Below are 13,347 nucleotides of genomic sequence, written 5' to 3'. Positions count from 1 at the left end.
AATAAGGAAGACCAGACGATTTGGCTCAAATAATATGCTCAAAAATTTTACCTTTGTCATCAATTAAAAATATCGATGCTAAGGAAAGTCTCCCTTTTATTTTTATTATTTGCCTCCACTCTATGCTTTGCACAAATTAGCGATGGGCAACTCAACACCTTAGACAATCGGTATGTCGATGAATATGGTGATACAGCCAAAATATACACGGATGAAGTTGAAATCGAACTCAGTGACAAAACCTACAACACGGATTATAAAGTAATAGATTTTAAGCTCGACACTACTTTTGTGGATACCACATTGAGCATGAAAAAATATTATAATTTTAATCTTGAACGTAAAGATCATTTTGAAAAAATGTCTTTCCACAACCCGGGTCAGTCTTATAATTCATTAGCCTATACCTTTGATGTTAACTCAACATACCCTAAAATTGGTGCAAGAGCTCAGCATGCCAATTACTACGAAGTTGAAGACATCAAATATTACAGCGTTCCAACACCTACGACTGAATTAATGTGGTCTACAGTTCTGGAACAAGGTCATTTGCTCGATGCCTTGTTTACTTTTAATCTTTCGAGGCAATTCAACGCCTCACTAAGTTTTAAAAGTATTCGCTCTCTTGGAAAGTACAGGCATTCTTTAAGTGATCATGGTGCTGCAAGGATTACCATGAGCTATCATACTAAAAACAAAAAATATTTTATTCGGGGACATCTTGTTGCCCAGGATTTAAACAATGAGCAAAATGGAGGCTTGACAGATGAATCGGTTGGTTATTTTGAATCAAACGATCCTAACTTTAAGGATCGCGCCAGGCTGGAGACTAACTTTACGGATGCCCAGAATTCAGTGCGAGGAAATCGTTATTACTTTGATCATTTCTTTGTGCTCTGGGATAAAAAAGATAGTTTGAAAAGTATTCCTTCAGATCTTAAAATAGGGCATCAGTTTAATTTTGAAAGAAAACACTATGAATACGAACAGGACAATGCGAACCGCATGTTTGGACCTGCTTTTTCAAATGACATTTCTGATGACGCCAAATATTCGAAACTCTACAACGAGGCTTATATTTCGCTGAATTCGCCCATTACACTGGGAGAGGTTCGATTTAAAGTTAATAATTACCTGTACAATTACAGTTACAAAAGCATTGTCATAACAGAAGATGGTGTGATTGATTCTAAACTGGAAGGCAACAGTTTTGCCTTGGGTGGCGAATGGCATACAAAATTTAAAAAATTTAATCTTGATGTCGATGCTTCTCAAGTTATTTCGGGAGACCTAACCGGTCATGCTTATTCGGCCATGGCAAGTTTCAAAACCGATAGCGTCTTTACCGCCAGTGGGCGGGTTTTTAGCAATAGTCGTACACCCAATTTCAATTTTCTTTTAAACCAAAGTGATTACAAGAATTACAATTGGCAGAATGATTTCAACAACGAAGAAATCAATGGAATTGACATTGTTTTTGATTCGGATAAATGGATTTATGCTGCAGCTCACCTTACAAATATTGATAATTACGCCTATTTTGATATTGATGAAGATACGGGGCATACAGCTCCCAAACAATCATCTGAAGCAGTGAACTATTTCAAAATAATGCTGAGCAAGGAAATAAGATTTGGCAATTTTGCGCTTGATAATCAGTTTATTTACCAACAAGTAACCAGTGGGGAAGATGTACTTCGTGTGCCCGATTTTATAACGCGAAACACGCTTTACTATGCCAATTATATTTTTAAAGGCAAGCCATTGTATCTGGAAACCGGTGTTACTTTCAGCTATTTCAGTAAATATCTAATGAATGCCTACAATCCATTAATCTCGGAGTTTTATTTGCAAAATGAAAGAGAGTACGGAGGATTTCCACTATTGGATTTCTTCATCAATTTCAAAGTAAAGACCATGCGGGTTTATTTTAAGCTCGAACATTTTAATTCAAGTTTTACAGAAAAAAACTACTATTCAGCTCCAACCTACCCTTACAGAGATTTTGTGATCAGGTTTGGACTTGTCTGGAATTTCTTTATTTAAAGAGCTCATTTTATCAAGCCCGTTTTTACGGTGCTTATCAATCATAGTATGCAGAAAGAATTTCAAATACGCGTCAATCCTGAGACCGCCCATAAAAAAGAAATGTTGGGTTCTTTTATTTCAAAGGAATACCAGATTCCTTTCAAAGACATTCAGCATATTGAAATAGTAAAACGATCGATAGATGCCCGACAAAAAACCATTAAGATCAATCTTAAAGTATTGGTTTTTATTCATGAAACACCTGTTCCGGATACACCGGAACTTCCACCCTATGAAGATATTTCCAAGGCTCAGGAAGTCATTGTAGTTGGTGCAGGACCGGCAGGTTTGTTTGCCGCCTTGAAACTAATTGAAAAAGGCTTAAAGCCAATAGTGCTTGAAAGAGGAAAAGATGTCAGAGAAAGAAGAAGAGATTTAGCGGCCATCACCAAACATCATACCGTCAACAAAGATTCTAATTATTGTTTTGGTGAAGGAGGTGCCGGCACTTATTCTGATGGTAAATTATATACCCGTTCAAAAAAGAGAGGGGATGTAAATAGAATTCTGAATTTATTAATCGCTCATGGAGCAAACAAAGACATCGCTGTCAATGCCCATCCACATATAGGAACGAACAAACTACCAAAAATTATTCAGGAGATCAGAGAGACGATCATACGACATGGGGGACAGATCTTGTTCAATACCAGGGTCACCGATTTCCAAATTAAACATCAGGAAATTCAAGGTGTAGTGCTCCAAAACGGCGATCGTATTGATGCGAATAAAGTGATTTTAGCCACGGGGCATTCTGCCAGAGATATATTTGAATTGTTGCATAAAAAGAAGATCCATATCGAGGCTAAACCTTTTGCACTTGGTGTGCGGGTAGAACATTCTCAAGAATTAATAGATCAAATCCAATACCATTGCACAACCCGCGGAGAATACCTGCCTCCGGCACCTTATAGCGTGGTTAAACAAGTTAACAACAGAGGTGTTTATTCATTCTGTATGTGTCCTGGAGGAGTTATTGCTCCCTGTGCCACCGCTCCCGGAGAAGTAGTCACTAATGGCTGGTCGCCCAGCAAGAGAGATCAACCTACTTCCAATTCCGGCATTGTTGTTTCTTTGGATCTTCAGGACTTTGGACCTTTTAAAGAATTTGGTCCCTTGAGCGGTATGGCTTTTCAGAAAAGCATCGAACAGAAAGCCTGGAAACTGGGAGGAATGACTCAAAAAGTACCTGCACAAAGGTTGGTAGATTTTACCAAAGGTAAGCTTTCGTCAGATATCCCTAAAACATCCTATACACCAGGTACAACCAGTGTTGAATTAGGTTCCCTACTCCCCGATTTTATTCATAAATCACTGCAGGAAGGATTCAGGCAGTTTGATACCTCTATGAAGGGGTATCTTACAAACGAGGCTGTAGTTCACGCCCCTGAATCGAGAACATCCTCTCCAGTAAGAATTCCTCGTGACAACAAAACCCTGGAACATGTCCAGATAAAAGGCCTGTATCCATGTGGAGAAGGTGCAGGATATGCTGGTGGTATCATCTCTGCTGCAATTGATGGTGAAAAGTGTGCTGAGCAGGTGAAAGCCTCGTTGTTGAGGCCTCAGTCCTGAGGTTTTCAAAAGTGAGAGGCTGAGCTCGTGCTGTCACCTAAGTAAAGCCTTCACTGCAGTCAGAACTTCCGATTAATTTTTAGACAATTCCTTGATCTTAATTCTGAAACCGGCAAATAATAATGTCATAAAGGGACTCATCCAGTTGAAGATGGCATAGACAAAATAATCGTAAACACTTACTCCTAGTACCCCCGATTGATAGGCACCACAAGTATTCCAGGGCACAAGAACTGATGTTACGGTCCCTGAATCTTCTAAAGTTCTACTTAAGTTCTCAGGCGCAAGATTTCTGTCTTCGTATGCTTTTTTAAACATTTTACCCGGCACAACCAAAGCGAGGTACTGGTCTGAAGCAGTTACGTTTAAAGCAAGGCATGTTGCCACTGTGCTGGCAAACAACCCAAATACTGTATGTGCCATTTTTAACAGAGCACCACTGATGGTGGCAAGGGCCCCGATTGCATCCATCACCCCTCCAAAAACCATGGCACAGATAATGAGCCATATCGTACCCAGCATTCCATACATACCACCAGAAGAAAAAAGATCATTCAATTGGCTGTTACTGGTTTCAATGGCAGTATCTACCGTGATCGCATTCATGATTCCCTGATAGGCCGCTTTAAAATCCAATTGATCTGCTCCGGCTACTTGCATCACTACATCTGGCTGAAATATAATGGCAAAAACACCTCCTAAAAGCGTTCCAATTAGCAGTGCAATCAAAGGCTGTGTTTTTCGAATAATCAATAAAATTACCGCCAAAGGAACTAAAAACAACCAGCCACTTATAGTAAATGATTCTTCAATTGAGGTCAGTATTGCCTCCGTATCTGCTGTTCCATTAGTATCAAAAGTAAAGCCCAGGATGATAAAAATGATTAAAGTAACTGATATTGTTGGTACCGTTGTAAAGGCCATATACCGAATATGCGTAAACAAGTCGGTTCCTGCCATAGCAGGCGCAAGGTTTGTAGTATCCGATAAGGGAGACATTTTATCTCCAAAATAGGCGCCGGACAGCACCGCACCAGCGACCATTCCCAAAGGGATCCCAAGTGCTCCACCAATGCCAATCAAAGCAATTCCAACCGTTGCAGATGTGGTCCAGGAACTTCCTGTTGCAATTGATATGACAGCGCAAATTACCACGGTAGCGGGTAAAAATATGGTTGGATTTAACAACTTTAATCCATAATAGATCATGGTAGGGATCACTCCGCTAATTAACCAGGTACCAGCCAATGCTCCTACAAACAATAAAATTAAAAGGGCTCCGGTGGTTGACTTGATATTATTGGCAATCTCCTCAATCATCCTCTTATACTTGACTTTATTAAAAAAACCGACGATGGCTGCTACTGCTCCTCCCAATAAAAGAATGAACTGGTTTGAGCCACTTAAAGCATCATCTCCATAAACAAAAACATTATAAGCCAGCATCGCGATAAGCACCAAAACGGGTAAAAGAGCTTCGTATATATTCAGTTCTTTGTTTGTAATTATCTTGTCATCCATATAAAAGTCAATTGATTTTGTAATGTTACATAAAAACTATGACAATAAGAAATCCTTATAAAACCGTATTTTTACATCTGAACCCCTAAAACTATTCACCATGAAAAAATCAATTTACTTTTTTTTATTAGGTGCTGTTACAGTTGGACTTTTGGCATTTGTTTCAACCAACACAGCACAGCCAAGTGACTTTCATGAATCATTTGCCGCGACCTTAAAGAATGCCAAGGCCTATACCCTAGAAGTGGCTGAAAACATGCCTGCAGAAGATTACACTTTTAAACCCCATGACTCGGTACGAACTTTTGGCGAGCAAATGGCGCATATTGCCATGTCTTCTAAATTACTAAACACCATGTTTATAAAAGGTGAGCAGGTGGATTTCAATCCTGCTGAGGGAGCCAAGATGGAGAAGGCCGTAGGTGCTTCCAAAGAGGAATGCATAAAACTTTTATCAGCTAACTTTGATGAAATCATCGTAACTATTGAAGGTATGAATGATGAAGATCTTCAGGAAACTTTTATTTTCGGATTTGCACCTAACAAACCAGAGCTCACCAAGGAGCAAGGTTTTCTATTTATCCGTGATCATATTACCCACCATCGTGGACAGGCAATTACGACCCTGAGAATTAAAGGCCATAAGGCACCGTCTTACAGACCTTTTTAAGCAAAATCGTAGAAAAAACCAACCCATTCTGCATTAAAGAGTGGGTTTTTTTATGCCCGAACTATGCGAAAACACTAATTAAATGGATAAATATTACATTTTTTTCAATTTGAACGCAACCGAATTATAAATTCGGCATCTTTTAGACAAATCCCCCACCTATGAAACTTGAATATTCTATTTTAGAGCATTTAAGTAATAACGATAATGGCAAATTAGTCGATATTACTTTTATTGAAGATGATCATGCCAGATTAAGGCGCTCATTAAATGAATTGAAAGGTAAAAACATGATTTTGCTCGACGATCTGAGCGGAAGAGATTTTGAAGCCTTTGGAATTGCCAATGATAGAAAAAAGGCCATTAAAGCAAAAATCAAAATGAATGGAAGAGTTTATTTTCATTCATTGAAAGCGAAGAAAAGTGTAACTGGATCGAAACAAGAGAATAAAAGTTCTCGAAGCCTCAGTTTTTTTTTCTAGCGTTCAACCAAAAATGACATAACATTTACTCAAGATTAATCTTAGGATTATAGATCGGGGTTTGATTTATCAAGCCCTTTTTTTTGTTTTTTATTTTCTCAATTTTTCATAGTTTCAAAGTGCGCAACAGTTCAGGCTCTTTTTAATTTTCTATCTTTGATTCTCCAATTTTTAACTTTTATACCTAGTCTTTCTGCATGAAACCTTTTCTTTTCCTTTGTTTTTTCTGCTGTAGCCTAATTTCCCTGAACGCTCAGCAAGTCAGCTATGAGTTGAAAAAAGAAATTCCGTATTATTCGAATCCCGAACTGGTATCAGACGCCTATATAAAAGAAAGGTGTGTCCTCGATCTTTATTATCCAAAAAACATTGATTCATTTGCTACCATTGTCTGGTTTCATGGAGGTGGACTTACAGGTGGTAAAAAAGAAATACCCGCAGCCCTGAAAAACCAGGGCCTTGCTGTCGTCGCTGTGAATTATCGACTATACCCTAAGATTAAAGCTCCGGTTTATATTGAAGATGCAGCGGCAGCAGTCGCATGGGTTTTTAAAAATATTGAAGGATTTAATGGAGATGCTGACGCCATCTTCGTTTCCGGACATTCGGCGGGTGGTTATCTGGCAAGCATGGTAGGGTTAGATAAAAAATACCTGAAGGTCAATGGAATCGATGCCGATCAAATAGCCGGATTAATTCCATTTAGCGGACATACAATAACTCATTTTACAGTGAGAGAAGAAAGGGGCATTGAAGGTACCCAGCCCATTGTTGACGACCTGGCACCCCTGTATCATGTAAGAGCCGACGCTCCTCCCCTGCTGTTAATTACGGGAGATCGAGAATTAGAACTTCTGGGCCGGTATGAAGAAAATGCTTATATGATGAGAATGATGAAAGTGGCTGGCCATCAGGATACACGAATTATGGAACTTGATGGCTATGGGCACGGAATGACCTATCCGGCTTTTCCTATTCTGATCAAAGAAGTTCAAAGAATTCATAAAAAACAAACTCCTTAAACACAGTTCATATGTCTGCATTTGTTATCGTCGAAATCGAGATTCACAACCCGGAACTATATACATCATATACCGCCCTGACTCCGGAAACTATTGAAAACCATCAAGGTAAATTTATAGTCAGAGGAGGAGAAACCAAAGTCCTGGAAGGAGATCATTCTCCGCAACGAACCGTTATACTAGAATTCCCAAGTATGGAAGCTGCTGATTCATGGTGGCATTCTGAAGCCTATACCAAAGCGAGAAAAATAAGGCAACAGGCAGCTACCACCAAAATGACCATTGTACAAGGCGTATAGAACATACTACTGAAATACAAGTAAATGAACTATTAATTTCAATATTTAAATCATGAATAATTCGAAACAAACTATGTATCAAATCGATGCCTTTTCAGAAACAGTATTTGGTGGGAATCCTGCGGCTGTATGTATTTTAGAAACATGGTTGAGTGAAGAAATCATGCAAAATATTGCAGCTGAAAACAATCTTGCCGAAACGGCATTTGTGGTGAAAAAAGGGAACGATTTTGAAATCAGGTGGTTTACCCCCACCATAGAAGTAGCACTTTGCGGGCACGCCACCTTGGCTTCTGCCTTTGTTCTTTTCGAACATTTGAATTATTCGGAAGATCGTATCACTTTTCATTCCATGTATAGTGGAGAATTATCAGTTACCAAAAACAAAGATGTTCTTACTTTAGATTTTCCGCAGGATATCGTTGAAAAAGTGAGTCCTCCGGAAAACATATTAAAAGCCTTTGAGAAGTCACCTTTGGAGGTCTTTAAGGGAAAGACAGATTTTCTATTGCTTTATGAAAATCAAAAGGATATTGAAGCCTGTGATCCAAACCTTTATATTTTAAAAAACAGCCCGGCAAGAGGCATTATAATTACCGCCAAAGGAGATGATGTAGATTTTGTTTCCAGGTTTTTCGCTCCGGGATCGGGTGTTGACGAAGATCCTGTAACAGGGTCTGCCCATACAACACTGGCGCCTTTTTGGAGTAATCGCCTTGGTAAAAACCTTCTAAGGGCAGAGCAACTTTCAAAGCGAAGAGGAAAGCTTTTATGCGAAATTTCCGGAGATCGGGTTAAAATTTCAGGGAAGGCACGTACTTATTTGGTGGGAGAAATCTTTTTCTAGAGATTTTTCAACTTCAAATTATTTCTTAGAATTGATGTGAGTCAGAAATAGGGCTGACCCGTATCATTGCATCCCCGGATTACAATAGGGATCTTATCAATGATAATTAATAGATGCATATTCACGCGAACATAAAACCCTTCAACTTTTTTGTAACATTTCTCATTATTCTACAAAGTTGTACCGTGTATCATTCCACCCCTGCTTCTCTAGAGCAAGCGGTGAATTCCAGCGACAAAGTCAAAATAAAATCTACTGACGCTGAAGTTTACAAATTTTTAGAAATTTCATATATGGATGAGGAACTATATGGATTGACCACCAAGAATTCTTATACCGCCAAAATGCTCTCTGAGCAGGTTGACTTGAAGAAATCAGATAAAAAACATGTACGTCTACTTTTGAATCAAGAAAACATAGCTTCATTTCATTTAAAAAACAAGACGGGCTCTACCATCGCGACAATTGCGATTCCCGTAGTAATAGTAGGCACAGTAGCAGGAATTAGCGCAGCGGCTGCAGATAATATGGTAATTGGCTTAGATTTTGGTGATTGAATTGATACTGAACTTTTCATTCAAATCAATTGACTTCTTGCGATCTCTATATTCTTCATAATATCAGTGACGAGCATCTCAAGATCGGTTTTTCTTTTATCACTCATCAAAAATCGAATTCTCATCACTTTGATAAATCTATTGAAAGCGGCGTAGTAAAACATACTAACATATCCCGTCATAGGCATCACTATCAATAGTAATAAAACAATCCAGATATTCGTGATACCCAATAACCAAATTACCAATGCATAATACAAAGGGAATACGATTAGTCCAATTAGCATTTGAACTGAAGATCTGTATTCAATATCTAATTTCATCGCCTTAAACAATTTAGAAGGAATGATATAAGGGATGTAATTAAACAGCATTCCAACAACGTAAAAAGGAAAAAAGGCTACAAATAAAACAATGAAAAACAGCCCCTTAGGCAGACTTTGATTTCCTTTAAAAAAATTAGAAACCGCTGCCATATCAACTTTATCCTCTTTTAAGATCGCAGAGAATTGCAGCAATTTCTTTTGAGTATCCTGGTACAAGGCCACATTTTTTATCTCTATAAATTGCAAGGCCTTAGAAATCTGAGTTCTCAGTTCTAAAACTTCTTTTGGTCCCTCTTTCCCAAGCTCGTCTGGTGCATAAAAAGTTTTATAAAACTGATGTGCTTTTACTAAGAATAATTCTTGTTCCTTCCCTGATGTTTGCGGAATAATCGCTGCCAATTCCTTCCGTATAGCTTCCGTCAGTTCCACAACGGCATGTTGCTCATCGGTTTCAAATTGTTGTTGATAATCTGCCACCTTAATTGACTTGCAAACAGTAACAGAAACCACCGTTCTAAAATGAATAGCATCTGCATAATCCAGGGCAATTGGTACGATGTTCGTATTTCCTGCAAAGCCATTCAATGCTTCAAAACTCAAAGCGATTCTGGCAGTACCGGTTTTAATTTCCCGAAGCTTTAGTTCATAATGGCTGGTTCCTTCAGGAAACACCAGAAGGTTCCCTTTTTTTGCTAAATACGCGTGACATTTCTCAAAAGATTTTCGATTATCAGGTTTCTCTCCATTTCCAACATCTTCCCTTCTATAGACCGGAATGACATGAAAAAATCTCCAAATCGCTGAAACGAATTTATTCACGAAAATACTCGCATTGGCCAGGAAACCCACTCTTTGAGGAATCAAGGAGGCCACCAATAATGGATCCATCAGTGTATTAGGATGATTGGCTACAAAAATTACCGGACCTTCGGAAGGTATATTTTCTTTCCCAGTCAGTTCTATTTTTCTGAAGAAAAAGAACAAGGCCACCCTGACCACCTGTTTTAAGAATCCATAGATCATTCTAAATTTTTCTTGAGGTCAGCCATTTGTAACAAAATATAGCCCGCCACAAAAAACAAGGACATAAAAACCATACTGTACCTCATGCTTCCTGTAATCTGATCAATAAATCCATAAGATAAAGATCCAATGACAATGGCTAATTTTTCTGTAATGTCATAAAAACTAAAATACGAAGCCGTATCCGTCGCTTCAGTTGGAATCAATTTTGAATAGGTGGACCTTGACATCGATTGTATCCCTCCCATGACAAAACCAAGAAAAGCCGCCAGGCTATAAAACGAAATCTTGTCCTGCATAAAATAACCTGCGACACATATAAAGATCCAAATTAAAAGCGTTGAACTTATCGCAAATCCATTGCCTTTTAATTTTGACAACCAGGCAAAAAAGAAGGCACCTCCTATGGCAAGTATTTGAAGAATCAACACGATGTAGATCATTTCATCCGCTCCCATACCAATCTCTTTGTCTGCAAACAATGGAGCTAATAACATCACCGTCTGAACTCCCATACTAAAAAGAAAAAATGAATACAGGTAGCGTTTCATCACCTGCTTCTCTTTTACAACATCCCAAACCTTCAATAATTCTTCGGTTCCTTTCCCCAGAATTCGCAGACTCATTTCAGCGCCTGTTCTTACATCCTTTAAATAGTAAAATGCGATCTGTGAAAAACCCAACCACCAAACGCCAACAAGTATAAAACCAAATCGAGTAGCCGCCGTTCCACTTTCAAATCCGAATAGTTCATATTTCTGATATAAGATCAAATTGATAATTAACAAAATAACACTCCCTACATAGCCCATGGCAAAACCTCTGGCACTTACACTATCCATCTTGTCTTGACTTGCCACTTCTGGCAAAAAACCATTGTAAAAAACCAACGAACCTGCAAATCCAATACTGGCTAACACTGAACAAGTGATTCCGTATTCTACATTGTCACCCGTAAAAAAATATAATCCGATACAGGCAAATGATCCCAGATAGGTAAAGAACTTCATAAACGCTTTCTTCATCCCCGCATAATCTGCAATACCAGACAAAACAGGTGAAATAAAAACGATCACTAAAAATGAAATAGAAATAGCATAAGAATACAGTACAGAGTTCTTGATTGAATAACCAAAAAACTCAACCATTTCACCTCCGAAAGCCTCTTGTGTGGTTCCCAAATAATAAATAGGGAAAATAGCGGTTGTAACAATCAGATTATAGACAGAATTTGCCCAATCAAAAGACGACCAGGCATTGATCAGTCTTTTATTATTCTTTTCCAGCATCTTTGATAGTGACCTTTAGTGTAAATTTTGTTGACAATATAGCTAAAAAAAAAATGGATGATCAATCGAACAAGAAACTATATGTTTCCACACGATCTTTGGTCAGTTACATGGCAATTTAAGTTACTTTGAATGGATTTTGTAATATCCTACGCAGTTGTAAGCTTGATTACCTGAGCAACCTTCCAGTTGTATTACCGCCCAGAATATTCATCACCTCCTCTTCTGTAGATAAATTTACATCACCTTCATAAGTATGTTTGAGAGCGCAGGCAGCACTCGCATATTCCATGGCTTTATAATCATCGAAATGCCTTAAACCGTGAATCAATCCGGCGGCAAAAGCATCTCCTGTACCAATTCGATCCACAATATGTGTGATATCCAAATCTTCGGTTTCTCTGAATTCACTTCCATTCCACATTCTTGCCCTGATTTTATGCCAAGATGAATTAAGTGAGGTACGTATTTTGTCAAAAACCTTTTCTATTGAAGGATATTTCTCAATCAACAACTTACTCGCCTCTAAGAATTCATCATTGGAATAACCATAATCAGTTCCCAAAACTTCATTCATTTCATTAATTCCACCTATGAATATATTTGAATAATTCAATAAATCTGACAAGGCAGCCTTCGGATCCTGATCATATTGCCACAAGCCACTTCTATAGGTTGGGTCAGCAGAGATAACCATCCCTTTCTCCCTTGCCTTTACAAGTCCTTCTTTTAAAGTTTGATAGGCTCCTTTTGATAATGCTGGCGTAATTCCTGTCCAATGAATCCACTCTCCTTTTTTCAAAGCATCATCCCAATTGACCATAGATGGTGCGATTTCTGAAAAAGATGAATGAGATCGATTATAGGATATCGCACTGGGCCTCATTACGGCACCTACTTCTAAAAAATAAACACCCAAGGGTCTTTTCGAACTGGTTATTGAAGAAGTATTCACCCCAAACTTATTGAGGTATGAGATAGCTGTTTTACCAATAAAATCATCTGAAACAACACTAATATGCTTCACATCACTTCCAAAATTTGCAATCGAAATACCAACATTTAATTCGGTTCCTCCAAAATAATACTCAACCATGTTTGACTGAATAAATTTCTTATTCCCTCTCGGAGAAATTCGCATAAGAACTTCACCGAATGTAATGATCTGACCCATGAATTTTTGTTTTATCTATATTGAGGTCACAAATTTAACACATGAATCTTTATTTAAGAACTGATATAAATTAAATTGTTCTCAGGTGGATATTTTAAAACAAATTATCAATTATTGTTATAAATGACACATTTTCAAAAAGGTATAACGAGCATTCCTCTAACTTGACTGACATCTGGCCTTCCATTCCGATTTAAATGCTGCTTTTTCTTCATCGCTCATATTCATCAACTTATTTCTGAAATTTCGTTTGAACTTTCCAGGTCTGGGACCTCCTCGTTTAAATCCGCCGAATAGGATTTTACTTAACACAAAAATCCCTAAGGCCTGCCAATAGGTGATTGCATTTACCCCTATTACCTCTGGTAATATGGCATTCCATAATAACATAACAACCCAGACCAACAATGCAATCCCAATAGGTATTAATAAAAATAATAATGGTTTTTTTCTTTTCCAGTTTTGCTTATTCAT

The 13,347-nt window shown here is 38.1% G+C and carries 13 protein-coding genes; 8 read left to right on the top strand and 5 right to left on the bottom strand.

Annotation, left to right across the window (positions count from 1 at the left end):
* Nucleotides 1–75: 75 nt before the first annotated feature.
* Both ACR2MV_RS09770 and ACR2MV_RS09765 read left to right on the top strand, forming a co-directional pair.
* Nucleotides 76–2,046 (top strand): putative porin, encoded by a 1,971-nt coding sequence (locus ACR2MV_RS09770; RefSeq protein ID WP_434021729.1) that lies wholly within the window; start codon nt 76–78, stop codon nt 2,044–2,046.
* 48 nt (nt 2,047–2,094) lie between these two features.
* Nucleotides 2,095–3,663, top strand: a complete 1,569-nt coding sequence (locus tag ACR2MV_RS09765; RefSeq protein ID WP_434021728.1) for an NAD(P)/FAD-dependent oxidoreductase — start codon at nt 2,095–2,097, stop codon at nt 3,661–3,663.
* A gap of 72 nt (nt 3,664–3,735) precedes the next feature.
* Here ACR2MV_RS09765 and nhaC read toward each other — a convergent pair whose 3' ends face one another.
* The gene (gene nhaC, locus ACR2MV_RS09760) at nt 3,736–5,184 is read right to left on the bottom strand and encodes a Na+/H+ antiporter NhaC (RefSeq protein ID WP_434021727.1); all 1,449 of its coding nucleotides are present in this window, start codon (nt 5,182–5,184) and stop codon (nt 3,736–3,738) included.
* Nucleotides 5,185–5,284: 100 nt separating this feature from the next.
* Here nhaC and ACR2MV_RS09755 point away from each other — a divergent pair, with 100 nt between their 5' ends.
* The 6 genes from ACR2MV_RS09755 (at nt 5,285) to ACR2MV_RS09730 (ending at nt 9,061) form a co-directional block, all read left to right on the top strand.
* Nucleotides 5,285–5,854 carry a DinB family protein gene (locus tag ACR2MV_RS09755; RefSeq protein WP_434021726.1) on the top strand — a complete coding sequence of 190 codons (570 nt, stop codon included), beginning with the start codon at nt 5,285–5,287 and terminating at the stop codon, nt 5,852–5,854.
* Nucleotides 5,855–6,015: 161 nt separating this feature from the next.
* A complete protein-coding gene (locus ACR2MV_RS09750; RefSeq protein ID WP_434021725.1) occupies nt 6,016–6,336 on the top strand; it encodes a hypothetical protein in 321 nt (106 codons plus the stop codon).
* A 272-nt stretch (nt 6,337–6,608) separates the two neighbouring features.
* Entirely contained in the window at nt 6,609–7,358 is a 750-nt protein-coding gene (locus tag ACR2MV_RS09745) for an alpha/beta hydrolase (RefSeq protein ID WP_434021724.1), read from the top strand.
* Nucleotides 7,359–7,369: 11 nt separating this feature from the next.
* Nucleotides 7,370–7,657: a DUF1330 domain-containing protein gene (locus tag ACR2MV_RS09740; RefSeq protein ID WP_434021723.1), complete on the top strand. Its 288-nt coding sequence runs from the start codon at nt 7,370–7,372 to the stop codon at nt 7,655–7,657.
* 52 nt (nt 7,658–7,709) lie between these two features.
* Nucleotides 7,710–8,504, top strand: a complete 795-nt coding sequence (locus ACR2MV_RS09735; RefSeq protein WP_434021722.1) for a PhzF family phenazine biosynthesis protein — start codon at nt 7,710–7,712, stop codon at nt 8,502–8,504.
* A 293-nt stretch (nt 8,505–8,797) separates the two neighbouring features.
* Complete coding sequence (locus tag ACR2MV_RS09730; protein WP_434021721.1) at nt 8,798–9,061, top strand: hypothetical protein; 264 nt, start codon at nt 8,798–8,800, stop codon at nt 9,059–9,061.
* A gap of 20 nt (nt 9,062–9,081) precedes the next feature.
* Here ACR2MV_RS09730 and ACR2MV_RS09725 read toward each other — a convergent pair whose 3' ends face one another.
* The 4 genes from ACR2MV_RS09725 to ACR2MV_RS09710 form a co-directional block, all read right to left on the bottom strand.
* A complete protein-coding gene (locus ACR2MV_RS09725) occupies nt 9,082–10,410 on the bottom strand; it encodes a 1-acyl-sn-glycerol-3-phosphate acyltransferase (protein ID WP_434021720.1) in 1,329 nt (442 codons plus the stop codon).
* Nucleotides 10,407–11,699, bottom strand: a complete 1,293-nt coding sequence (locus ACR2MV_RS09720) for an MFS transporter (RefSeq protein ID WP_434021719.1) — start codon at nt 11,697–11,699, stop codon at nt 10,407–10,409. The genes ACR2MV_RS09725 and ACR2MV_RS09720 overlap by 4 nt, the downstream gene beginning before the upstream one ends.
* A 169-nt stretch (nt 11,700–11,868) precedes the next feature.
* On the bottom strand, nt 11,869–12,873 hold the full coding sequence (locus ACR2MV_RS09715; RefSeq protein ID WP_434021718.1) for a sugar kinase: 1,005 nt from the start codon (nt 12,871–12,873) through the stop codon (nt 11,869–11,871).
* A gap of 159 nt (nt 12,874–13,032) precedes the next feature.
* Nucleotides 13,033–13,347 (bottom strand): hypothetical protein (locus tag ACR2MV_RS09710; protein WP_434021717.1); only part of this gene is annotated, 315 nt, incomplete at its 5' end.

Origin of the sequence: Lutimonas sp., from assembly GCF_051011215.1 — a bacterium.
Classification (GTDB): Bacteria; Bacteroidota; Bacteroidia; order Flavobacteriales; family Flavobacteriaceae; genus Lutimonas.
Note: the sequence above shows the minus strand (reverse complement) of the source record. Positions and strands in the feature narration are given on the sequence as shown.

Coding starts and splice junctions, on each gene's coding strand:
- ACR2MV_RS09740 (WP_434021723.1), top strand. CDS start 7,370: ATGTCTGCATTTGTTATCGTCGAAATCGAGATTCACAACCCGGAACTA.
- ACR2MV_RS09715 (WP_434021718.1), bottom strand. CDS start 12,873: ATGGGTCAGATCATTACATTCGGTGAAGTTCTTATGCGAATTTCTCCG.
- ACR2MV_RS09750 (WP_434021725.1), top strand. CDS start 6,016: ATGAAACTTGAATATTCTATTTTAGAGCATTTAAGTAATAACGATAAT.
- ACR2MV_RS09765 (WP_434021728.1), top strand. CDS start 2,095: ATGCAGAAAGAATTTCAAATACGCGTCAATCCTGAGACCGCCCATAAA.
- ACR2MV_RS09720 (WP_434021719.1), bottom strand. CDS start 11,699: ATGCTGGAAAAGAATAATAAAAGACTGATCAATGCCTGGTCGTCTTTT.
- ACR2MV_RS09770 (WP_434021729.1), top strand. CDS start 76: ATGCTAAGGAAAGTCTCCCTTTTATTTTTATTATTTGCCTCCACTCTA.
- ACR2MV_RS09730 (WP_434021721.1), top strand. CDS start 8,798: ATGGATGAGGAACTATATGGATTGACCACCAAGAATTCTTATACCGCC.
- ACR2MV_RS09755 (WP_434021726.1), top strand. CDS start 5,285: ATGAAAAAATCAATTTACTTTTTTTTATTAGGTGCTGTTACAGTTGGA.
- nhaC (WP_434021727.1), bottom strand. CDS start 5,184: ATGGATGACAAGATAATTACAAACAAAGAACTGAATATATACGAAGCT.
- ACR2MV_RS09725 (WP_434021720.1), bottom strand. CDS start 10,410: ATGATCTATGGATTCTTAAAACAGGTGGTCAGGGTGGCCTTGTTCTTT.
- ACR2MV_RS09735 (WP_434021722.1), top strand. CDS start 7,710: ATGAATAATTCGAAACAAACTATGTATCAAATCGATGCCTTTTCAGAA.